A 23,410-nucleotide genomic window follows, 5' to 3' on the forward strand; every position below is an offset into this window, starting at 1 on the left:
GCCTGGTACGACGAGCTTTACGTTTGTGACGAAAAGAATCTGCCGCCGCAGCCCGGTGCGGGTCGTCGGACGTCGGATAATCTGAGAGCACCCTTAGGCGGCGAGCTTGGCTGCGCGTGCCTTCACTACTGTCGGCGTTTATCAACTCCAATCTGATCTCAGGGTGAGTGACGCGCTTGAAAAAATTTGCCCAATAAGCCTGCGTCCGGAATTTTGGCGATGATCCTCACCAATGCGATGAGCTGCAATTTCTAGCTAGCAACGGCCGCCCTAGGGGCGGGCTTCCAGCACCAAGTTGAACGGCGTCTCCGCGACGCGACGGAATCGCTTGAAGCCGCCGGCGGTCACCACCTTGCGCAACCTCGCCTCGCCGGCCTGGGCGCCAAGCCCAAGTCCGACTTCCTGCGACAGCGAAGCGGGCGTGCACACGAATGTGGAAGCGGCATAATAGACGCGTCCGACGGGATTGAGATTCGCCGCTAGATGGTCATGCGCCAACGGCTCGACGATCATCCCCTGCCATCCGGCTTGAGCGACCCGCGGACATGGGCGGCGGCGCCCTCTGGATCGCCCATGTCGTGAAGGCAATCAAAGAAAGCGACGAGGTCATACGTGCCGGGATAGGTCTTGGCGGGCGCGACCTCGAAGCGCGTGTTGGCGCCAACGCCGGCTTCGTCGGCGGCCTTTCGGGCACGCTCGATCGAAGCGGAGTGATAATCGAAGCCGACGAAGCGCGAATTGGGGAAAGCACGCGCCATGAGCACGGTCGATGCGCCGTGACCGCATCCGACATCCCCGACCTCCGCGCCGCGTTCGAGCTTCTCGACTACGCCCTCCAGCGCCGGTAGCCAGGAGTCGATCAGATTGGCATTGTAGCCTGGACGGAAGAACCGCTCCGTGCCGCGAAACAGACACGCGCTATGATCGTGCCACGCGACGCCCTTGCCGGACTGGAATGCCTGCCTCACTTTTTCTTCATCGAGCCACAGCGCGGACAGGAACTCGAATGCGCCAGCCATGAAGGCCGGGCTATCTTCATCGGCGAACACCGACTCCTGCTCGGCGTTTAGATAAAACTCGTCGTTGGATTCATCGTAGTTGACGTAGCCCGCCGCCGCTTGCCCGGAAAGCCATTCCCTTACAAGGCGTTCCTGGGTGCCGGTGCGTGTCCAAAGTTCGGCCGCCGTCGTCTTGCCGCCTTCACGCAATGCCTTGAACAGGCCGAGTCTGTCGCCCAGCAAGACCCCCGCGCCCGTAGCGATCGCACCGAGGTCGCCGACCATTTTCCTCAAGAATGCGTCCAACTTTTCCTGACTGGCTTCAGACATCGGAATCTCCTTGTGGGCGCGATGTTGCCGACCTTGCACCCCACCCTATGGGCGACGATCGGCGCAGGTGATGGGGGATGACGACCACCTCCTTGCCGTCGTCAGCAGGAAATCCGTTACTTTTCCTCGTCGGTAACGGGCGGAGCCGGAGCGGTCGTAGGGCAAGCGCGGTCGCAGCAGGTATCCTGGGCAGCCCGTAAGACATCGATGGCTCGGGTTGTGGTGACGGGCGACAAGCAAGTTCGCGGCGAAGTGATTTGTTCCGCGGCGGCTGTATGTTTTGGTGAGGTGATCATGCGATTTCTTGTTGGTCGGTCGTGCTTGCGGATGACGTGCATGTACTGTGCCGAATGAGAAAACGATTTAAACGCAATCCAGTAGATCTGACTTTGTATCCGACATTGTCGGAAATTGGACACCGCCGAACGCGAAGCGCTCGGGGCTTGTTACGATACTCGCGCGTGCTGCTTCGGAGGAGGATATAATGCGCCTCGAACCGGCCGCGAGGCCTTCCTGCCATTTAAGGCGCCAGATCAATTGAACGCCCATACCAGTCAGCCGTCCCGTCGCTTAGTCCAACACGTTTTTAGCTTAGCGTCGCGGTCCACCTCACCGCGCTGCTGCCATTCACCTTCTGCGCGCCCCAAGCTAAACACGCTCTGCGATGATTAGGATACCGAATACACCTGGTCCCGGCCGGTCTTGCTGCCCGCGAAACTTGAGGCGTTCGTCGATCGGATAGAGGCTTCGATTCAGGAGACCTGCTTCGTAATGCGGCCATGATAGGCCGGTCCCTCACCGACTGCCGCGCGCTCGGAAGAGATCGTCAGCATCGCCGGCTGGTTGGTGGCGTATGATCGGAGGGCGACCGGTGTCCCTACCTTTCGGCGCGGCTCCAGCTTGCGAGCAGTCGCTCGAGATTCGAGAAACTACCCGTGTAGCCGCGCCGTTTGATACCGTGGAACAGCTTGCTCTAGCACTGGCTGAGAAACCCCTCGAAATGTAAGGTGACGTCGTGTTCAACGCCGTCCTGCGTCGGTCGGGTGGCGTGTCCGAAAATCAGCCATTTAGGATGCTTCGCCAACCATAGCCGGTATGACCGGCGTCGGCACAGGACAAGCCCATCCTTCCGCAGGGCATGAACATTTCGAACACCATCTACCGCGATTGTCGATAGCGAGGCGCACAGTGCCTTACCTCAATATACGGACCATCCTGAAAACAGATTGACTTGCGACGAATGTTACCAAACGACTTGGCGGGGAAGAGCTGGCGTCATCCAGTCGCCAGGACCGACTTCTGCCGCCAGGCTATTACCGCCATCTGCACCGTCCGCAGGCTTTTGTTCGTGAACCGTGTCTGATCGACCGCGCATGAAAACGTGCGAACTTTCATGGTGGCGCACCACGAAACGCTATTGCAGAGCCAACAGAGCCCAGCCGGCGCCGTCAGCAAGGGGCTCTCCTATAAGACAAGCCGGGGTCCGGATTTCTCCCAGATCATTTACGATTTAAATCAAATTGGTCTGTGGATATTGACGATTGCGCGACCCTCACCTCGTAGATGGCCAGCGCGGGCGGCAACTGAGAGGGTCATATGACAAGCGATTTTTCCGCCGCGCGAGTGCATCTAGATCGAGCGTATCATTACCTCCGAGGCGATGACCCGATGAGCCGGAGGGGGCGCGAAGCCTTGGATTTGCTGATCGAGGCGGTTGCTGTCGAAGAGTTCAAGCAGCCGCGCCAAAACGCGGAGGTGCTAACGTTTCCGATTGAGCGCCGCTTCTGAGGCGATCTCCATTGTGGCAACCATGAACATGGTGTGCAAACACCCTCAGAACACTGCCCGTCCGGCTGGAGCCGAGCCTGTCCTCACAACCATCCGAATTGAGCTGCCGTTAGTGTAGGTTCCATCATCGATGTCGGCGGCAGCTATTCCGGAATGGCCGCCGCCCTGCAGTTCCGCCGCGCCCGCGCCAGGTTCTAGTGATCGACGCCGGGCTGCGGCGGACGCTTTTTGACAGTCATTCGCCTGCTTTCCTGCCCCAGGACGACGTCGATCCGGCCAAAATCGCGAAGGGTCGCCTGAGCAGCTTTCGCGCTGCGAGACGCTCGCCTGGTATGACGGAACGGCCGAACGGGTGAGCGGAGCCGCGACTCTTTCGGCTCCCGACTCGCCGAGGGGCCCTCGGCTAAGGGCCGTTGTAATGGACGCCCATGTTTGCAAGCTGCAAAGGCTGCAGAGAACTCTGCCCTGGAGCAGGCGGACCCTTCGCGGACTGTCCCGGCGCGGCGCTGCATTCCATAAGCTTTGTTCGTTGGTGGCGACACGCTGGTTGGCCTTGAGCCGCTCCAGTCGATATAAGCCGGATGCAGGTCGGCATGACTAACCGCCACTCGGCCATATTAATCACTTTGATCTCCGAGACGCCGCCGCCCGGCCGGGGCCGACCACGCGTTCGACCGTAGAAGAAGGCGCCGCCATATCTCGGCTATGCAGGACCTGGAGGGCCGTGCTGTTGCGGCGCCCACATGGTTCGCTGCGGTTCCTGCGCAGTCGTCGCGGGAACAGGATGCCGTTGTCGAGTGTCACCTGCCGCTGACGAGCCTCTCGCCGCTCGGTGTCACCCAGCACTCCCAGCGATAGCGCATCACCCCGGCCGACAAAACCAGATCGCGCACCGGGATCGTCTTGTATCCCTTGAAGCGTGAGCCCGCAGGAGCGCTCTCCGCAACCGTCACCTCGCGGCTCACGCGACCGCCGTCGCGCTTGGCGCCGCGACGGCGTCACTTTCCCTCCGGCTGCGTTGCCCATTCCGACGGCTTGGTCGGCTTGTCCGGAGGGCGATCCTTGAGGGTCTGGATCTCGGCGCGCAGCGCCTGGTTCTCGATCTCAAGGCTCTCGACCCGGCCTTGAAGACCGCGCACTAAGCGCGCTCGCCGCAAACCCCCTCCGCCGGAAAATCGGATCCGGTTACGGCTCTCGACGTGACCCAGAGAGCCTCTGCGAGACTACAAGTGTAACACCATATTGGTTTAGCAGATCAAGCTTCGCTGGTAACCTACATGGGGTAGAGAAACGACTTTGGAAGCTGAGCAATGGATCGCGATAGCAAACAGACACGTGCAGCTGGAAGTTTACCCTGCGACGGGTGGGAGGGCTGGCCGAGGAACGCCGTAACCACCTTGACCTTCCAGACGGGCCATAGACCAATGTTACAGAACGGTTATTAACCGCTAACCCGCGCGATACAGCACGCGATCTTGAGAGCTTCAAACCCGCGGAGAGGACTGCTTGGCGCGAGCCCCCGAAAAAGCCTTTGTCGAAGGAACCATAATGTCCGCTTGCATTGCCCCGCAACCATTTAATCAGCGGAAGAGACTTGTGGTCGTCCGGGCCTTGAGCATAGCGGCGATAGGCTCGCTGCTATTCTCTCGCCCCGGTTGGGATGAAGCATCTAGTCTTCACGAGGTCGTCGAGATGATCGGTTTTGTTCTGATCCTCGTCTGCATATTCGGGAGGTTGTGGAGCATCCTCTATATCGGGGGGCGGAAGAACAGCGAGTTGGCAGTCAGCGGGCCGTACTCGATCACTCGCAATCCCCTATATCTGTTTTCGACGATCGGAGCATTCGGCATCGGCCTCATGTTCGGATCGCTCATCGTTGCATCCTCTCTGGGGGTGAGCACTTATGCGGTTTTCGGGACGACTGCCCGAAAGGAAGAGACGTTTCTTCGTGACAAATTTGGTTCGGAGTTCGAAGCATATGTGGCAAGGACGCCACGGTTCTGGCCCAAGCCGTGGCTGCATCAGGACAAGCATCAGCACACGTTCTCCACGAGCGCATTAAGAAGCACATTCTTCGATGCCCTCTATTTTCTGGCGATCTTTCCAGCCACCGAAGGCATGGAATACCTCCAGGTAGCTGGCTACCTGCCCACCTTTTTTTGGCTGTTCTGATCCTAAAGACGGAGCAATAAGCCGCCGCGAATAGCCCTCCTGTTTGCCTTTGTAGCGTACCAGAACCGCGCCTGTTGCGATCAAGGCAACCCCTGCCCAGTTCGACAATGACAAGTGTTCCTTGAGGAATGTCACTCCGAACACCGCCACAAGCACCAGGCTCAGTTTGTCGACAGGGGCAACGCGTGCCGCGCCTCCCAAACTGGAGCGCGCGAAAGTAGCAGATCCACGATTCACCCCGTCGCCTCCACGGATTGTCCTGCGTCACGTAATCGTCCAGGCACTCGGGAAGCAGTGCCGCTTGCCGGCGATCCTCGCCCTCGACAAACCGCTTCCAGCCTGACCCAACTCGCTGATCGGGAATCACGTTATCACATCATCACGTTCCAAGACAGGCTGGACCCGTTCCGGGCATTGCCGTTGCGAGCCACGAACTTGATTGTTAAGGTCTTCACACCTCTTGGCCATCACCGGAGCAGACCTGGCATTCCTAAGACGTTGTGGCACGGTGGCTTTATTAGCGCGCCGGTATGGTGGGTGTGGTCCTGGACGGAGGCGCGTCGCTCGGGTTTGGCAGGCGATGCACACCCAACCGGCCGAGTGCCAGCGTGCCGTTGTCAAGAACACTTGGAATGCGACCTGAAATATCGCGCCAGTGCGAGGCATATTGATAGACGGCTACGGTATCTTCGACCGCGTTGTGGTCGACGGCGCTTTCAGGTTGCACCTCCTCACCCTTCATCTGGACGATTTGCTTCTTGGGCTCAAGGATCGTCGTGCGGCCATGCAGGATCATGGCCACCTTCTGGTAGTTGGAGATGTAGACCGGCCGCTCCGGTTCGTCCGCTTCGATCAGGTCGTCGCCGAAAAAGCGGCTGCGATAGCTAGCCTGCAGCAGGGCAAGCAGCGTCGGCGCAATATCCACCTGGCTCGCCAGCCGGTTGATCCGGCGGGGCTCGACAAAGCCCTGCGACCAGATGATGCACGGTATGTGGTATTTGTTCATGTCGAGCTCGACCTTGCCTGCGACGCTCGCCGTATGATCGGCGACAAAGACAAAAACGGTGTCCCTGAACCACGGTTTCGCCGATGCCTTCTTGACCAGTTCCCCGATCGCGTAGTCGGAATATTTGACCGCCCCGTCGCGCCCGCCCGGCGATGGGATGTCTATGGCGCCAGCTGGATAGGTAAAGGGCCGGTGGTTTGACGTGTTCATGACGAAGCTGAAGAAGTTCTTGCCGGCTTTCGCCGAGGCGTCGGCTTGGCGGATCACCTCGTCATAGAGGTCCACATCGCTAACGCCCCACGCATTGGCGAAATGCACATCGCCTGCCGCCATCGTGGCGCGGTCGACGATACCGAAGCCGTTACCGGAAAAGAACGCGTTCATGTTGTCGAAATAGCCGTAGCCGCCATAGAGGAAGCGCGTATCGTAGCCCGAATCCTGGAACACCGAGCCAATGGTGAAGAGATTGTCGTTGCCGGGGCGACGCAGGATCGATTGCCCCGGGGTCGGCGGGACTGAAAGCGCGATCGCTTCAAGCCCGCGCACGGTGCGCGTGCCGGTCGCCCGCATTTCCGTGAAAAGCAGGCCTTCAGACGCCAGCCGGTCAAGGTTCGGTGTCAGTCTTTTCGGATTGCCGAATGTGCCCATGAACTCCGCACTCATGCTTTCCATACCGACCAGGATGACGTTCTTGCGCAGCATCGGCCCCTCGGCTCGAATGTCACGCGTGATGTCGTTTAAATCGGTGCTTTCGAACGGCTCGTGATCTTCCGCTAAAAGGTCGCGTGTCCGTTCGGCCGCCTGTTTCTCGGGTATGGTCCGATAGAAATTCGCGAAATCGATCTCATTCGAGAAGAAGGCGCTAACCAAACCATAGAGTCCGTTGCCCCCGAGTTCGCGGGCGATCGCGCTCGGCATCGGCCGTGTGATCGAATCGGGCGTCACCAACACGCCGGCGGCGGCCATTCCCGTTATCGTCGCAAAGACCGCCAGCCGCTTCATGAACGGCGGATGCGGCGCGAAGCCTGCCTTCACCTGGCGGCGGAGCAGATAGGTCCCGCCGACCGCCAACAGGCCGATGCCGGCAAGCAGCGGCACGACCGGATAGCTCTCCATGATGTTCTGGATCACTTCCTGCGTGTACACGAGGTAGTCGACCGCGATGAAATTGAAGCGCGTCGTGAATTCGTCCCAGAAGAAATACTCGCAGACCCCCTGCACGACCATCAGAAACAGGAAGATTGCGAAGCCCGAGAGCCCAACTGCGCGGTCAAACCGCTTTCCGGCCCACGAAACTGGCACGAGCAGCGGGAAGAGGAGAAAGACCACGAGGATTGGAAGCAGCGTGACGATATCGAACCAGAAGCCAGTGAAGTAAGGAACCAGCCAGTCGGCCGGATGGAAAGACAGGTCTTTGGCCGAAACCAGCGACAGCGCCAGCCTGACCAGGAACTGAGTCAACAGGAAAAGCAGGATGAATGGCTTCAGCCGACGAAAGAACGCACCGACCGATTGAGCAAAAGTCATAGCAAGCCTCCGAAGCAGCTGGATGTCTGGGCAATATGCCTCGTTATCAACTTTGGCAACCGTCGGGACGAGATCGATCGCATGGTCTGCGATGCCGATCCCCGATTCGGCCCGCGCGAGTCCGAAGCTTCATCGACGGTGGTGGTGGCGAGACAATGTGAAAGGTTCGCGGCGAAGGTGATTTGTTCCTCACTTTGAAGGCGCTGCATCCCAGTCTCCCCTGTGGGAGAAGGTGGATGGGCACGAAACGCCGAGCCTGATGAGCAACCGTCCTCATGTTGCCGGGCCTCACTCGAGCATCACCCGAGGATGCATCCGGGAGACCCGCGGCGGCGGCAGCTTTCGGCGAGATCATGGAACGATTTCTCAATAGTCTGTGACGTGTCTGCAGATCACCGCGCATGTACCATGACAAGTGAGAAGAACCGTTCAAACGCAAGGTGATGGATTCGCCTCTGCTACGTTGCCTTCCCGGCATTGTCGGACATTGGACAGGGCCGAACGCGAAGCGCTTGCGGCGCAAGCAAACACGATCTGTCCCATCTTCATTCCTTGGCAAATTCGTCAGCCGCCATCATAACCGCGCCCTTCAGGGTCGCGGGACACGCTTCGCGCCTCGTATCCTGGCGTATCGAGGGCGAGGTCGAGTGCATCGGGCTGCGTTGGAGCCGCATTCAGAATACGTTCGTGGCCGCTCATACTGAACAGTTCATCGCCGAAAAAGTCGCGCAGCCGGGCGACGGCCGCACTCATGGCCGGCTGACTGAGGTTGATGCGGCGTGCCGCCGCCGAGAGATTGCGCGCTCGGCCAGCAGCGCGTCCAGCACGAAGAGAAGGTTCAGATCAAGCCCTTTGAAACGCATGTTAACATCCATAGCGTGGATGCTCGCGATCTAAACAATCAATTTTACCAATCTGGGGGGGGGGGTCGTTCATAGACCCCCCCACATGACATGCACCGCCGTTGCTCTACCGCGTAAGGTGCACAAAAGAACCCGAAAAAGAGGAAGTCTTCGCATGCGCTCTGCCGTGCAGTGGAGGTTATGCTGGGAAAATGACCTGCAATTGGCCGACCACGTCGAACTCTCCGAGTTCTTCCGAAGCACCTATGGACGCACTGGCGCCTTCAACGCAAAGCCATTCGAAGGCGGCCGCAGTTGGGCTGGCGCGAGGCCGGAACTCCGCTTCATCGCCAGCGACGCGCATGGTGTAGCGGCACACATCGGCATACTACGCCGCTTCATCAAGGTTGGCGAGGTCGATCTCTTAGTGGCGGAGCTAGGGTTGTACGGCGTTCGTCTGGATCTTGAGAAGCTCGGAATCAGCTTTTTAATGCGCACTGTGCATCCAGTGCTGCAGAAGCTGGCGGTTCCATTTGCTTTCGGCACGGTTCGGCACGCAATGCGTAACCATGTGGAGAGGCTCTTCTGCAGAGAGGGCGTGGCGACCATAGTGTCGGGCGTTCGCGTACGGTCGAGCCGCCCAGATGCGCATCCCGACGTGCCGCCCACACGCTTGGAGGAGGTGCTCGTCTTGGTCTCGCCGATTGGACGCTCAATGGACGAGTGGCCCTCCGGCACCCTGATCGACCGTAACGGTCCGGAGCTATGAAACTCCGGGACTCCATGTCTGTCCCGAGTGGCTGCGTGGGCGGCACGGAAGAGCGCAGCGTCTCTGGCTTTGACAACGGTCCGATCCACTTTGCACGCCTCAGATCCTCGATTTATAGGCGCAACATCAGGTGCCGGCGACGTTCCTCATCATCGGGGCCTACGCCGCATTCATCCGGCTCTCATGAGCATTGGGCTTTGTCAGTTGCACAAGCTTAATCGCTATTTTCGCGACGCTGCGCGACTCAGGAGTTGAGCCGCGTCCAGCTCAAACAAGCTGAAATGGAAAGGAACAGAAATGTCTGATCAACTCACAACAGAAGTCATTGCCATAATCAAGAAACGCATCGAATCGGAGAGCGGCCAGGGAACGACTGCACCACCCGTCGGTGAATTAACGGCTGCGACAGAACTGTCTGGGCTCGGGATAGATTCACTGGACTTGCATATGTGCTCTGGGATCTTGAGCAGGCCTACGGCATCAAGATCGAAATGAACACGGCCGAGGCGTGGTCCGATCTCCAAAGTGTCGGCGACATGGCGGAAGCCATCCGCGGCTTGCTCAATAAGGCGGCTTGATGGATCGGCGCGTCGTCATCACCGGACTGGGCGGGCTGTGCGGACTGGGCAGCGATGCCGCCTCCATCTGGAGAGGGATGCGCGAAGGGCGCTCCGCCATCGGCCCGATTGTCAGATCAGAGCTTCATGGGCTGGAAGGCACGATCGGCGCCGAGATCAAGACGCTGCCTGAGCACGACGTCGAGCGCCGGCAGCTCCTCTCCATGGACCGCTTCAGCCTGCTTGCCGTGCTTGCAGCGCGCGAAGCCATGCGACAGGCCGGACTCTCCTGCGCTGAAGGCAATGCCCATCGCTTCGGCGCGTCAGTGGGCGTCGGCTTCGGCGGCTACGATGCGACTGAAAAAGCCTACCGCGCCCTCCTTTTGGGCGGAGCGTCCCGCACTGATCTGTTCACCGGAGTAAAGGCGATGCCGAGCGCGGCTGCGTGCCAAGTCAGCATGAGCCTCGGCCTGCGCGGGCCGGTCTTCGGCGTCACCTCCGCCTGTGCATCGGGCAATCATGCGATCGCCTCGGCCGTAGACCAGATCAGGTACGGCCGGGCCGACGTGATGCTTGCGGGAGGCAGCGACGCGCCGTTCGTGTTTATCGTGGTGAAGGCATGGGAAGCAATGCGCGTGCTCGCTCCGGATACTTGCCGGCCCTTCTCCGCCGACCGGAAGGGCTTGGTGCTGGGCGAGGGTGCGGGCATGGCTGTACTGGAAAGCTATGAGCATGCTACCGCCCGCGGTGCAACGATTCTTGCCGAGGTCGCCGGCATCGGCCTGTCTGCCGATGCCTCCCACATCGCCGCGCCGGCAATTCACGGGCCGGAGGACGCGATGCGCGCCTGCCTTGCCGATGCGGCACTGAATCCCGAGGACGTGGAATACATGAACGCGCATGGCACCGGCACCAAGGCCAACGACGAAATTGAAACGGCGGCGATCAGGCGCGTCTTCGGTGACCACGCTAATTCGCTGTCGGTTTCTTCCACCAAGTCCACCCACGGACATTGCCTAGGCGGAGCGAGCGCGGTTGAAATGATCGCCTGTGTGATGGCGATCCAAGAGGGTGTTGTGCCGCCGACGGCCAATTATCGCGAGCCGGATCCCCATTGCGATCTCGACGTCACGCCCAATGTTGCGCGCGAGCGTAAGGTGCGTGTGGCCATGAGCAACGCGTTTGCCATGGGCGGCATGAACGCAGTTCTAGCATTCAAACAGGTGTAATAACCCTCCGACATGTCTGCTGCAAAGCGCTTCCGGACGCGGCCGCTTTGTAGGCTGAAGGCGCAATGCATTACCAGTCAGCTCCAGGTGGTCAGGTCGCTCGAGCCGCGCCTGATGTTGCGGCCGAGGCCGCTGCGGCCAATTGGTGCGCGAACTCACCCAACGCCGTTTGGGCTGCATAGACGATTATACCTCGCAGCAGAGGTCCTGGCGCGGATCAGGAGCGGCGAGGAAGCCACCCATCGAAGCCGAGACTTCTGGCTCGGCGACACTCAAAGGTGACCGAATTCACCGGCCTGAAAAATGTGAGAAAAGGACAAAAGATGTTTGAATTGACCGGCCGTAAGGCGCTCGTCACCGGCGCATCGGGGGGCATTGGCGAGGCGATCGCCCGCGTGCTGCATGCGCAGGGCGCCATTGTCGGCCTGCACGGCACCCGCATCGAGAAGCTGGAGACCCTGGCGGGCGAACTCGGCGATCGGGTAAAACTGTTTCCAGCCAATCTGTCGAACCGCGACGAGGTCAAGGTGCTTGGCCAGAAGGCGGAGGCCGAGCTAGAAGGCGTGGACATCCTGGTCAACAACGCCGGCATCACCAAGGACGGCCTGTTCGTGCGCATGTCGGATGCCGACTGGGATACGGTCATGGAGGTCAACCTGACCGCCGTGTTCAGGCTGACCCGGGAACTGACCCATCCGATGATGCGGCGCCGCCATGGTCGCATCATCAATATCACTTCAGTTTCGGGTATCACCGGTAATGCGGGCCAGACCAACTACTCAGCATCGAAAGCCGGTATGATCGGCTTCTCCAAATCGCTGGCGCAGGAGATCGCCACCCGCAACATCACCGTCAACTGCGTCGCCCCGGGCTTCATCGAATCGGCCATGACCGAGAAGCTCAACGACAAGCAGAAGGAAGCGATCATGACGGCGATCCCGACGCGCCGCATGGGCACCAGCGCCGAAGTTGCGTCCGCGGTAGCCTATCTTGCCTCCAACGAAGCAGCCTACGTCACCGGCCACACCATTCATGTAAATGGCGGCATGGCAATGATTTGAGCACGGGGTGACCAGAGCCTACCTTGTTGTAGGCATCACGCGACAGGTCTCACCGCCGCGGCTTGCGGGGGCAAGTGCTGCTGCAATGCGGATCAAACCTCCGCGGCGCTTGTCGTAAATGGTTCATCCCGCAGCCGGGCCACGACTGCACTCATGGCCGGCCGAATGAATTCAACCAATATACGTCATCCATCGCTCCAGCGTTGGCACAACTTAAGTACCTCCTTTCTGGAGGCGAGGCCAGTGACGTTCCCTCATTTTTGAGATTGCTGAGAGAAGAAGGTCCTGTACGCCTCATTCACTGCTACGGTCCGACCGAGACGACGACCTTCGCGACAGTCTGCGAGATCACCGCGATTGATGAGACATTCCGCCGTATCCCGATCGGGCGCCCGATTGCGAACACGCGGGTGTATCTGCTGGACGGGCATGGTGCTCCCGTGCCGTTCGGGGCGGTGGGTGAGCTCTATATCGGCGGGGCGGGGGTTGCGCGTGGCTACCTGAACCGCCCCGAGCTGACGGCGGAGCGGTTTTTGGCCGATCCGTTCAGCGACGAGGCAGGCGCCCGGATGTACCGGACCGGCGACCTGGGGCGTTATCTGCCGGATGGCAATCTGGAGTTCCTGGGCCGCAACGACGACCAGGTGAAGATCCGCGGCTTCCGCATCGAGCCGGGCGAGATCGCGGCGCGGCTTTGCGAGCATGCCTGGGTGCGTGAGGCGGTGGTGGTGGCGCGCCCGGACCGCGCCGGCGACAAGCATCTTGTCGCCTATTCGTGTGCGCGCCCGAGGCCGGAGCGGAGGAGGACGATGGCGGCGGGCTTGCCGGCGCCTTGCGCGCGCATCTGGGCGGGCGTTTGCCGGACTACATGGTGCCATCGGCATTCGTGCGGCTCAAGGCCTTGCCGCTGACGGTGATCGGCAAGCTCGACCGCAAGGCACTGCCGGCGCCGGACGACGACGCCTATGCGCGGGCGGCCTATGCGGCGCCGCAGGGCGCGATCGAGACGGCGCTGGCAGAGATCTGGGCGGAGCTTCTCGGGGTCGAGCGCATCGGGCGCCACGACAACTTCTTCGAACTCGGCGGCCACTCGCTCCTGGCGGTGCAGCTCTTGAGCCGGCTGTCGCGGGCTGTTGGGGTCGAACTGCCGCTGACGAGGCTGTTCGCCAGGCCGGTGCTTTCCGATCTGGCCGAAAGCATCGTCGAGGTGTTGAGCCGCTCCGGTCCGCAAGACCTGGCGGCGATTGCGACGGTGTCGCGCAATGAGCCGCTTGTGCTGTCGTTTGCGCAGCAGCGGCTATGGTTTTTGGCGCAGCTGGACGAGGGCAACACCAACTATCAGATTCCGCTGGCCTTGCGGCTGCGCGGCGTGCTCGACCGCAGCGCCTGGCAGCGCAGCCTCGACCGTTTGTTTGCCCGCCATGAGGCGCTGCGCAGTGTCTTTGTCGCGTCGGAGGGCAAGCCGCGGGTTGAGGTTCTGCCGCCGGAGGCAGGGCTGCCGGTGCTGGAGCACGATCTGCGGGACAGGCGGGACGCGGAAGCGGCGCTTTTGGATCTGTGCCATGAAGAGGCGCGCACGCCGTTCGATCTTGCGCGCGGGCCGCTGATGCGCGGGCGTCTGATCCGGATGTCGGATGAGCAACACGTCTTCCTGCTGACCCAGCATCACATCGTCTCGGACGGCTGGTCGATGGGCGTGCTGGTGCGTGAACTCAGTCAGCTTTACCGGGCGTTCGCAGCTGGACAGGACGATCCTTTGCCGCCGCTGGCGATCCAGTACCCGGATTATGCGGCCTGGCAACGGCAGTGGCTGTCGGGGGAACGGCTACAGAGCCAGGCGCAGTATTGGCGCAACGCCATGTCAGGCGCCCCGGCCCGTCTTGCGCTGCCGCCGGACCGGCCGCGGCCGGCCCAGCAGTCGTTTGCCGGCGCCAGTGTGCCGATCGTCATCGATGCGGATCTGACGCGGGGTCTGAGGCGGCTGAGCCGACGGCATGGCACGACGTTGTTCATGACGGTGCTGGCGGCCTGGGCGGCGGTACTGTCGCGTCTGTCGGGGCAGGACGACCTTGTGATCGGTGTTCCGAGCGCCAATCGAGGCCGGCGCGAGATCGAAGAATTGATCGGCTTCTTCGTCAACACCCTGGCGCTTCGGCTGGACCTGTCCGGCGAGCCGAGCGTGTCGGAGCTTCTGGAGCGGACGCGGCGCACGGCGCTGGCAGCGCAGGAGCATCAGGACCTGCCGTTCGAGCAGGTCGTCGAGAAAAACCGATTGTTTCGATGAGCGCATCTACGGTATGAATGCGGGCCGTCGAAGCCGATTTAAAGAACCGAACCCAGACTCCATACAAATCGCGCAACGCGCCTGCACCCGACCCTCAACCTGCTTAAGAGTAACTGGACGGCCGGCGATGCGATCGCCCCATCGGAATTGCGCGACGAGGCAGGGGCGAGATGAGCCGATTGTCGGGAAGAGATCAGGTCGGGCTTGAGAGCTTGCTGGCCTGGGTGGCTGCTGCTCCAGATGGTTCCATTCGGCAGCGTGCTCGTTCTGATCTGGCGGCCCAGCTGCGCTTGTAAAGTTCGTCTGCTCGGCGGGCACGCAGCAATGCCGATCGACATCAAGGACGCGGTCAAAGCGGATCTTCCGCACATCGCCATAGGTTGCACAAGGGCGGCGGCAGGATGGTGAACAACGGCCACACCATCCAAGTCAACCTGCCGCAAGGCAGCACCCTCGCCCGCGGGGATCGTGTTTATGAGCTGCTACAGTTTCATTTCCATGCGCCAAGCGAGCACCACGTCGCGGGCAAGAGCTTCCCGATGAAAGCGCATTTTGTCCATAAGGACCGCAACAGCGATACTCTGGGTCTGCTGGGCCTGTTTCTGACGCCAGGCGCCACAAATCCCAGCTTCGCCAGCCTTGCCGCAGCATTTCCCGCAACCGCAGGCGAGGACACAGCGGTCGACGAGGCCGACCCCAACGCGCTTCTACCGGCTTCGCTTGGCTACTGGACATATGAGGGATCATTGACGACGCCGCCATGCACCGAAAACGTCGAGTGGATGGTCGCGACGGAACCGGTTGAGGTCGACCCAGCGGACATCGAGTGATTTACCTCACTCTATCCTTTGAACGCGGCCTATCCGCCGCACCACTGCGCCAAACACGCAGCGGTGGCCGGTGACAAGATGCGTTTGCCCTCCAGCGAAACCACTGCCTGTCAGTTTGATCGAGCGTGATTCCGCGTTGCGCGATTTTGCATGGGGCTGGTTCGGTTCTTAATCGCATTTGATGGTCCGCATTCATACCGTAGATGCACTCATCGAAACGATCGATTTTACGAAGAGTAACGAACATGAAAAAGGCGTTGCTCAGGACGTTTTGAGGACGATCAGCGGCATGAGGTACAGAGCGGACATCAGCGGTCTACGGGCCGTCGCCGTTGTTCCTGTTGTCCTGTATCATGCTGGCTTTTCAGCGGTCAGCGGCGGGTTCGTTGGGGTCGACATCTTCTTTGTGATCTCCGGCTTCCTGATAACGTCCGACATCATCGAGCGGACAGAGAGAGGCGAATTCTCGCTGCTGGACTTCTATCACCGCCGCGTTCGACGGATTTTCCCCGCCCTCTCCGCGATGCTCGCCGCCTGTTTTGCGATGGCGTGGTTTGTGTTGCCGCCGGGAGAGTTCATTGGGTTCGGCAACAGCGCCATCGCCGCCGCGATTTCCTTCAGCAACTTCTTTTTTTACCGCAACACCAACTATTTCACTGAAGCCGCGAACTCGCTCCCGCTCCTGCACACATGGTCGCTGGCTGTCGAGGAGCAGTTTTACTTGCTGTGGCCTTTGGCAGTCATACTCATGATGCGATGGCTGAGACCGTGGGCGTCGTCAATCATCGTCGCAGCGCTATTCGTCATGTCCATCTACGCCGCTGAGCACTGGCTCCAGAGCGACCCGCCCTTTGTATTCTACATGCTTCCGACGCGCGCTTGGGAACTGCTCGCGGGCGGGCTGATCGCGCTGCCCGTGGCCAAGGCAATGAAGCCAAACCAAACGATTGCGGAACTCCTCGCTGCCTCGGGTCTGGCGCTCATCACCGCTTCACTTTTCCTGATCGATCAAGATACGCCATTTCGTGGCCTCCACGCGCTTGCTCCCTGCATTGGAGCGGCGCTCATCATCGCCGCCGGCTTTCACCGCGAAACAATGGTCTCAAAAGCGCTGTCGATCGGCCCTGCCGGCTTCATCGGCCTGACTTCCTACTCGCTCTACCTCTGGCACTGGCCGTTGCTGGTCTTTGCTGGCATCTATCAAAATCGCGAGTTGCTCGTCTCTGAACGTGTCGCTGTCGTAATGGCCGCGCTGCTCGTCTCAGCTCTCTCATGGCGCTTTGTCGAGCGCCCGTTCCGCCGGAGAGCTACAGGTTGGACGTGGCTGGTACCGACCGCCGGCGCAACAGCTGCGGTGTGCTGTCTATCCCTGGCTATCATCAACAGCTCCGGCTTCCCCAGTCGGGGCCCTGATGGCGGCCCGTCTGTTCAAGCACTCAGAGCGGAGAGGGCCAAGTTCGAAGCATCTTCCTGCCTCGAGCGTGGCGGGCTCATCCCCAAAACGGGCGAATGCCTCCTCGGCTCCGGCAATATCGCTCCGACGATCGTTTTGTGGGGCGATTCTCAGGCTGCCCATCTTGCCCCTTCTTTAAGCGAGGCCGCCCGGACCACAGGCGTGCGCGTCAGACAGATTACAAAAGCGGGGTGCGCTCCTTTCCCCAACATGACGATGCTTCCCGCCAGTCCATTGACAGCGGATTGCCCGGCCTTCAATTCGTCCGCGCTCCAATCGGTGCTTGCCGATCGCAACGTCACACTCGTGATCCTAGCAGGCCGCTGGAACACCTACTCGGGGCGTGGAGGCAGCTTCCTTTCGAAGGATGGAAGCTGGCCTTCGCGGGAGGCTTCCAAAGCGAACTTCACGTCCGCCATTAAAGAGACCGCGGCCGCACTGGCGACCCGTGGCATCAAGACCGCCGTGGTTGGACCAGCCCCAGAACCGCCCACCGATGTGCTGACTTGCCTTATCCGTGCGGACTTCATGAATGGCGATGCGCCGTGCTCCACCATGCCGGCCGAGAGGTCTTGGCAGAACAATCAAATCCTCGCGGATCTGCTGCCACGAACTGTACAATTCGTTCCGATAGTCCAAGCTTTGTGTGGGCAGGAAAAGTGCCCGTTGAAATCAGGTGAAGACGTCTTCTACCTCGACGCGATCCACCTTTCGCGGGCGAGCCGGCATATCCTCGCCCCCATTTTCGCTAAGGTCATCTCTTCGCCGGCCATGGATCTGGAGTAAGTCAGGCTTCTCCGGGGGAAAGGAGCGCGCATGGCCGCGGTGCAGCGCGGGCTAACCCTCAGCAAGGACTGCAGCGAAGTATTCGTCATGGTATCTCCCGTCAGTGCTCTGCTGCAGCCACGACCTTGAGCCTGATTGATTGGGGTCCAACGGCAGAGTTATGCGGCTCGACAGCACCGTCACCGCCGCACCCATCCATGCCCAATTACCAGCAGCATTCTGTGGACGCAGTGCGGGTATGGTTCGCTCTGGCTGTGTTGCAAAGTCTTCGGTAACCAGGCGCATGGCATGGCCTCTGGTGTTTCGCCGGAGAGTTCAGATGTTCAAGGGCCGCCATTTCGACCAGTCCGTCATTCTGCTTTGCGTTCGCTGGTATCTGGCCTACGGCTTGAGCCTTCGCGATTTGAAGGAAATGATGGCCGAGCGCGGCATCAGTATCGATCATTCGACGATCCACCGCTGGGTCGTTCACTTCTCGCCCTTGCTGCTGAAACGCTTCAATCGGCGCAAGCGTGCCGTCGGCGGAAGGTGGCATATCGACGAAACCTATATCAAGGTTCGCGGCCGCTGGATGTATCTCTATCGCGCCATCGACAGCGTCGGCGACACCGTCGAGTTCTGGTTCAGCGAGCATCGTGATCTGCCGGCGGCCAAACGCTTCCTGCGCAAGGCGTTGCAGCGTCACGGCCGCCCCGAGCGCATCGTCATCGACGGTAGCCAGACGAATCGCGAGGCGATCCTTTCCTGTGACGCGGAAAGCCGACTGCGGGATCGGTCGCGGCGGCAGCTCAAGCCGATCCGCATCCGAAAGAGCCAGTACCTCACAACCGCATCGAGCAGGATCACCGGCGTATCAAGTGTCGTGTGCGGCCTATGCTCGGTTTCAAATCATTCGCAAGCGCTATCGCCACGCTGGGCGGGATCGAGATGATCCACATGATGCGAAAACGACATGGGAGGTACGCCTTCAATCCAAATCCGCCCATCGCCCAGCAATTCGAAATCATCGCCGCCGCGTGAGGCTGGGGTCGTTCCCCGAATTTCTATTGCCAGACGACAATTTTGCAACGGAACCTCGAGCCGCCCACGACGATGACTGTCGCCATGGCGAACCCGGTCAGCGTGTCGACGATCGGCACCATCACCTGCGCATACCTGGCCGATCTCAGATGGGCATTGAGATTGGCCAGCACCTTCTCGTCATAAAGATCGAAATTGACATGCTGGCGTTCCAGGCTCTGTACCGTGCGCACGCCATGGATGCCTTCAGCCAGCGCACCGTTGGCGATCGAGTTGGTTTCATGCGCCGCCATGAAGGCGACCTTGGCGCGCGGCAGCCAGAACAGGCGCACGATGAACAGCACCGGCATGGTCGACAGCGTTAGCCGCCCGAGCCGGAAATCGAGCCAGAGCAGGACGCTGACGATGCCGAACAACAGCACGATGTCGCGCACCGACATCACTGACGTTTCGAGGAATTCCTGCATTGAATTCACATCGCCCTGCAGGCGCGACATCAGCCGGCCGACCTCGGTCTTGTCCATGAAGCTCAGCGAGACCCGCTGCACGTGGCTGAACATGGCGCGGCGCAGGTCGGAGAGCACGTTTTCGGCCACCTTGCCGACGACGCTCTCCTGCACATAGCTGGCGCCGTAGTTGATGAGGATGATCGTCGCGAAGGCGCCCGTCGCCCAGATCATCACCGATCGGTCGAGCCTGCCCGCCGCCATGCCGTGGTCGATGGCGTAGCGGATGACCAGCGGGATCGCCAGCTGCGTCAGCGTGAACACCAGGACCGCGGCGACCGAGATGAAAATCCGGCCCCGATAGGGTTTCACGAAGCTCCAGATGCGCCGCACGATGCGCGGATCATAGGCCTTGCCGAAGACTTCTTCCTCGTCGCGGTGCGAGCCGACGACCGCCTTTGTCGGCCGCCCGCTGGTGTCTTCCTTCTCGTCGCCGCTATGTGTCGACATCACGCGGCTCCGTTACAACGGGTCGGTCATCGTCCGGCCGCAGCTGCAGGTCGTAAAGGGCCCGGTAGCGTCCGCCGAGCGCCAGCAGTTCCTCATGCGTGCCGCGCTCGACGATCCGGCCGCCCTCCACGAACAGGATCTGGTCGGCATGCATCAGTGAACTCAGCCGGTGCGAGATGATGAGCGTCACGCGGTCCTTGGCGAAGCGTTTCATCGCTGCCCGGATCCGTTGCTCGGTGCCGGCGTCGATGGCAGCAGTTGAATCGTCGAAGACCAGCACCGATGGCCGCAGCATCAGGCTGCGGGCGATGGTCAGGCTCTGGCGCTGGCCGCCGGAAAGCGACGCGCCGCGTTCGCCAACGACTGTGGTGTAGCCGGCGGGAAGCCCGATGATGTAGTTGTGCAATTGGGCATACTCGGCGGCTTGCCCGATGCGGGTCTCGCGCGCCCATGGATTGCCGTAGGCGATGTTGTTCTCGATCGAGGTGGTGAACAGGAATGCGTCCTGCTGCACCACGCCGACCCCCTTGCGCAGCGATTGCAGCGTGACCTTGCTGATGTCCTGGCCATCGATGGTGATGGCACCTGACGTCACATCGGAGAAGCGCGGGATCAGGTGCGCGATGGTCGACTTGCCGCTGCCGGGCGGACCGACAATGCCGATGGTTTGGCCGGATCTTGCCTCGAAGGAGATCCCGGATAGCGTCGGACGGCCAGCGCCCGCGTAGCGGAAGCCGACATTGTCGAAGCGCAGCACACCGTCAGTGACGACAAGATCCTTGGCGTCGGGCGCGTACCTCGATATCGAGTTCGGTGTCCAGCAGTTCGAACAGACGCGTGCCGCAGGTCGAAGCGCGGGCGAATGAATTGACCATCAGGCCGAGCTGGCGCACTGGCATCTGCAAGATGGTCATGAAGGTGAGGAACTGGGCCAGCATGCCGACGCTGATCTGGCCCGCAATCACCTTCTGGCCGCCGAACCAAAGCACCAAGCCCATGGCGGCGAGGAACGAGAAGTTCATAGCGCTGGTGTTGCTGACGCGGATGCCGACGCGCTGGTTGGCGAGGTCCAGCGCATCCTGCTTGGCGCGGTCGAACTTTTCCAGCTCATGCCGCTGCGCCGCAAAAGCACGCACGACACGGATGCCACCGAGGTTCTCATCCATCACCCGGCTCAGCACCGACAGCCGCTCTTGCAACGTCAGCCAGGTGCTGCGCAGCGCCAGCTGCGTGACCGAGGACCGCCAGGCGACGAACGGCACAAAGCTCAGGCTGAGCAGCCCGAGCACGAGATCGGTGCTGATCAGCAGATAAGCGCCGACGCCGATCAGCACGCCGAGCAGCACGACGCGCAGGATGCCGGTGGAGAAGAACATGCGCACGCCGTCGAGATCGAGCAGGCCGAGCGTGATGAGATCGCCGGTATGGACCCGGTCGTGGAAGGAGAAGCTCAGGCGCTGGATCTTCTCATGGAAAGCCAGCCGCAGTTCATAGCCGGTCCGGTGGCCGATGGCCTCGCCATAGTAGTTCTGCGCCATGGTGAAGAGGCCGCGCAGGATGCTGACGACGAGCAGCGTGAGCGCCGTGTTCCACAGCGCGCGCTCTGCCGCAGGACCAGCACCAGCAGTCAAGACGCCCTGCGCCTGATCGATGGCGCGTCCCAGCAAGCTCGGAATGAAAAGCTGCAGCGTCGCGGCAATGAAGGTCGAACCGATGGTGATGGCGACTTGCCAGGGATGGCGCAGCGTCATTCGCACGATACGCAGCAGGGTGCTGAGGCCTTTGCCCCAGGAGGCTTCCGCCACATGGACAAACGATTTGCCGCGCTACGCCGCGCCGCTAGTTGCATCCGTACGCAAGGGAAATACCCAGACCAATCCGGACATTAGCCCGGACGAATGAAGCAGACTCAATTCAGATGGCGATGTTACGCGTGTCCGACTTGACCGTTCAAGGGGCCAATGGCGGCATCGCACTATGCCTGAAAGGCGTGCACCATTGGTCGTCGCGATCGTCCGCGAAAGGCAGCCCGGCGCGGCGAGCGCCTCCACATCCCGGCCACGAATTCGTCCGCAGATATGCGTCGAGGCCTTCGATGCCGCTCTCCGAGCCATAGGAGCTCGGGCCGATATGCGGCAACGCCTATGCCGAGTTCGCATATTTCAAGCTCAGCCACTACCCTTGCGCGCGTTCCGAGACGTTTGGCTCTCGCTATCGACGGGCGGTTTGCCTCCCGAAAGCTTCGTTCGACGCGTCAGCCGGGAAAAACTCCCACGACCAGTATTCCGGCCTCGCGGGCGGCCTCGACGAAAGCCTGCCGCGCAAATTCCGGCGGCTGCTCGCCTTCAGGACCGCGATGCAGGCTTCGCGGGCCTGCTTGTGGCGCGGACCCCATTCCGTCGGCCAGCTGCGGAGAAGCACTCGGCCGCCGCTCGGGTCGAAGGGATATTGATCCTTTTGTCGCGCCCGCCCAGTTCCACACGGACATAGCTCTTCCAACGCTTCGTGTCCAAATCGCCCGCCAAGAGCTTCCCTCAGTCCACCAACGGTCTTGAAAGAATCGTCCGGATGGTCCGACCAAGCCGGGCCTGCCGAATCCGTGGCGAGGATGCCGAACTTTTTCGAAAAGGCAACAAATGGCTTACGGGCATTGTCGGCCGAATCTTCCCGGCGCTGTTTAGAAGGTGGGGAACAAGAAGCAGCACGTTGATTGTTGACATGTCATGTTATCTAGCAACGCCTCCTAGCCGACCAAACCCAGCTCCCTTCAGGACAAGGCAAATAATCTTGGTCAATGCCGATGAGGGGATTTGCATGAGGAAATCTGTTGGGCTGTTCGCTGCGCTGGCCGTGATCGGTCAGGACGCAGCTGCGCAGGAAGCGACGGTGCTCGAACGCATCGTGGTGGAGGGGCTAGGCGGTGTGCCCCTGACCGCAACGATCGGCACCCTGCCGGAAGCGTATCCCGTGGGACAAGTTGCGCGAGGGGGACGCCTGGGCCTGCTCGGCGACATCATGGATACGCCGTTCAACATAGGCAGCTACACGGCGCAGACCATTGAGAATCAGGGCGCGCGCACGGTGGCCGACGTGATGATCAATGATCCTTCCGTGCGGAGCACCCATTCAACCGGCGGGATATTGGATTCCTTCTATATTCGCGGCGGAGAGGCCGGTGATAAAGATACGCCCACGGTCGAGGCCATATTCGACCACAATCGCCGCGATCATCTGGCGGATGGGAAGGGCCTCTCCGCCGTTCCGCTTTGTATCGCCTGGCACGAACCAGTTGAAGCAGAGGGATAGCCGCAGTGTATCCGACGTCCGGACTCCTTCGACTTCGAAAAATCTCCCTGTTCAAACCTGCCAAACTTCTCCGTGTTCAAAGCTGGTCCTCAAAAAGAGGCGGGGACGCCGGGAACTGCACGATCCGCCGCTGGTGACACTGTTTGTCATTAGCCTGTGGAAACCAGAAATCGCGAGAGATTGGCAGCCTAGGTGTTTGATCCCGGGCTTCGCCGTCACCGGCAAGTGGCACATGGACGAGACATACATCAAGATACGCGGCCAATGGATGTGTCTCTATCGTGCCGTCGACGGAGTCGGCGACACGGTCGAGTTCTTCTTCAGCGAACACCGCGACTGCCGGCAGCCAAGCGCTTCTTCCGGAAGGCCCTGGAGCGCCACGGCACCGGATCGCACCGTCATCGACAGCAGCCCCACCGATCATGAGGCGATCATTTCCTGCGACGCCGAACACCGTCTGCGGAATCGACCGCGACGAGCGCTGAAGCCGATCCGC

General features: G+C 60.9%; 12 protein-coding genes and 10 pseudogenes. 13 read left to right on the forward strand and 9 right to left on the reverse strand.

From position 1 onward, the window contains the following. Positions 1-270: 270 nt before the first annotated feature. A pseudogene (locus AC0L2Z_RS25565) lies at positions 271-1,328 on the reverse strand (class I SAM-dependent methyltransferase). Positions 1,329-2,924: 1,596 nt separating this feature from the next. Between AC0L2Z_RS25565 and AC0L2Z_RS25570 the strand changes: the two are divergent. Further along, positions 2,925-3,116 (forward strand): hypothetical protein, encoded by a 192-nt coding sequence (locus tag AC0L2Z_RS25570; RefSeq protein ID WP_473489902.1) that lies wholly within the window; start codon positions 2,925-2,927, stop codon positions 3,114-3,116. Positions 3,117-3,916: 800 nt separating this feature from the next. Here the strand turns inward: AC0L2Z_RS25570 and AC0L2Z_RS25575 are convergent. Continuing rightward, complete coding sequence (locus tag AC0L2Z_RS25575) at positions 3,917-4,069, reverse strand: hypothetical protein (protein WP_473489901.1); 153 nt, start codon at positions 4,067-4,069, stop codon at positions 3,917-3,919. Between the two features lie 45 nt (positions 4,070-4,114). Then, complete coding sequence (locus AC0L2Z_RS25580; protein WP_473489900.1) at positions 4,115-4,255, reverse strand: hypothetical protein; 141 nt, start codon at positions 4,253-4,255, stop codon at positions 4,115-4,117. A gap of 553 nt (positions 4,256-4,808) precedes the next feature. Here AC0L2Z_RS25580 and AC0L2Z_RS25585 point away from each other — a divergent pair. Continuing rightward, complete coding sequence (locus AC0L2Z_RS25585) at positions 4,809-5,288, forward strand: methyltransferase family protein (RefSeq protein ID WP_473629632.1); 480 nt, start codon at positions 4,809-4,811, stop codon at positions 5,286-5,288. A 45-nt stretch (positions 5,289-5,333) separates the two neighbouring features. Here AC0L2Z_RS25585 and AC0L2Z_RS25590 read toward each other — a convergent pair. From AC0L2Z_RS25590 to AC0L2Z_RS25600, 3 genes and pseudogenes are all read right to left on the reverse strand, one after another. Continuing rightward, positions 5,334-5,526 (reverse strand): annotated as a pseudogene (locus tag AC0L2Z_RS25590) (EamA family transporter); the annotation flags it as partial. A 279-nt stretch (positions 5,527-5,805) separates the two neighbouring features. Continuing rightward, on the reverse strand, positions 5,806-7,821 hold the full coding sequence (locus AC0L2Z_RS25595) for an LTA synthase family protein (protein WP_473629633.1): 2,016 nt from the start codon (positions 7,819-7,821) through the stop codon (positions 5,806-5,808). Between the two features lie 675 nt (positions 7,822-8,496). Beyond that, positions 8,497-8,684 (reverse strand): annotated as a pseudogene (locus AC0L2Z_RS25600) (LysR family transcriptional regulator); the annotation flags it as partial. Between the two features lie 154 nt (positions 8,685-8,838). Between AC0L2Z_RS25600 and AC0L2Z_RS25605 the strand changes: the two are divergent. The 9 genes and pseudogenes from AC0L2Z_RS25605 (at position 8,839) to AC0L2Z_RS25645 (ending at position 18,652) form a co-directional block, all read left to right on the forward strand. Continuing rightward, on the forward strand, positions 8,839-9,432 hold the full coding sequence (locus AC0L2Z_RS25605; RefSeq protein WP_473629634.1) for a NodA family N-acyltransferase: 594 nt from the start codon (positions 8,839-8,841) through the stop codon (positions 9,430-9,432). Between the two features lie 297 nt (positions 9,433-9,729). Then, positions 9,730-10,010, forward strand: a pseudogene (locus tag AC0L2Z_RS25610) (acyl carrier protein). Further along, a complete protein-coding gene (locus tag AC0L2Z_RS25615) occupies positions 10,010-11,218 on the forward strand; it encodes a beta-ketoacyl-[acyl-carrier-protein] synthase family protein (RefSeq protein ID WP_473629635.1) in 1,209 nt (402 codons plus the stop codon). Before AC0L2Z_RS25610 ends, AC0L2Z_RS25615 begins: the two are co-directional and overlap by 1 nt. Positions 11,219-11,541: 323 nt before the next feature. Continuing rightward, on the forward strand, positions 11,542-12,279 hold the full coding sequence (fabG, locus tag AC0L2Z_RS25620; RefSeq protein ID WP_473629636.1) for a 3-oxoacyl-[acyl-carrier-protein] reductase: 738 nt from the start codon (positions 11,542-11,544) through the stop codon (positions 12,277-12,279). 74 nt (positions 12,280-12,353) lie between these two features. Beyond that, positions 12,354-13,190, forward strand: a complete 837-nt coding sequence (locus AC0L2Z_RS25625; RefSeq protein ID WP_473629637.1) for an AMP-binding protein — start codon at positions 12,354-12,356, stop codon at positions 13,188-13,190. Beyond that, positions 13,151-14,563, forward strand: a complete 1,413-nt coding sequence (locus AC0L2Z_RS25630) for a condensation domain-containing protein (protein ID WP_473629638.1) — start codon at positions 13,151-13,153, stop codon at positions 14,561-14,563. The genes AC0L2Z_RS25625 and AC0L2Z_RS25630 overlap by 40 nt, the downstream gene beginning before the upstream one ends. Positions 14,564-14,864: 301 nt before the next feature. Further along, a pseudogene (locus tag AC0L2Z_RS25635) lies at positions 14,865-15,390 on the forward strand (carbonic anhydrase); the annotation flags it as partial. A 184-nt stretch (positions 15,391-15,574) separates the two neighbouring features. Further along, the gene (locus AC0L2Z_RS25640) at positions 15,575-17,632 is read left to right on the forward strand and encodes an acyltransferase family protein (protein WP_473629639.1); all 2,058 of its coding nucleotides are present in this window, start codon (positions 15,575-15,577) and stop codon (positions 17,630-17,632) included. Positions 17,633-17,951: 319 nt separating this feature from the next. Continuing rightward, positions 17,952-18,652 (forward strand): IS6 family transposase gene (locus tag AC0L2Z_RS25645; protein WP_473629640.1). Its coding sequence is split into 2 segments (ribosomal slippage): positions 17,952-18,456 and positions 18,456-18,652, totalling 702 coding nucleotides; the frame shifts between segments, so codons are not numbered across the junction. A 56-nt stretch (positions 18,653-18,708) separates the two neighbouring features. On the opposite strand, the pseudogene AC0L2Z_RS25650 reads toward AC0L2Z_RS25645, so the two are convergent. Continuing rightward, a pseudogene (locus AC0L2Z_RS25650) lies at positions 18,709-19,608 on the reverse strand (ABC transporter transmembrane domain-containing protein); the annotation flags it as partial. Next, positions 19,595-21,413, reverse strand: a pseudogene (locus AC0L2Z_RS25655) (ABC transporter ATP-binding protein). The pseudogenes AC0L2Z_RS25650 and AC0L2Z_RS25655, both read right to left, overlap by 14 nt. 1,210 nt (positions 21,414-22,623) lie before the next feature. On the opposite strand from AC0L2Z_RS25655, the pseudogene AC0L2Z_RS25660 reads away from it, so the two are divergent. Then, positions 22,624-22,722 (forward strand): annotated as a pseudogene (locus AC0L2Z_RS25660) (hypothetical protein); the annotation flags it as partial. A 48-nt stretch (positions 22,723-22,770) separates the two neighbouring features. Here the strand turns inward: AC0L2Z_RS25660 and AC0L2Z_RS25665 are convergent. Then, positions 22,771-22,911: pseudogene (locus AC0L2Z_RS25665) on the reverse strand (extracellular catalytic domain type 1 short-chain-length polyhydroxyalkanoate depolymerase); the annotation flags it as partial. A gap of 226 nt (positions 22,912-23,137) precedes the next feature. On the opposite strand from AC0L2Z_RS25665, the pseudogene AC0L2Z_RS25670 reads away from it, so the two are divergent. Then, positions 23,138-23,410: pseudogene (locus tag AC0L2Z_RS25670) on the forward strand (DDE-type integrase/transposase/recombinase); the annotation flags it as partial.

This window comes from Mesorhizobium sp. WSM4850, from assembly GCF_055811735.1.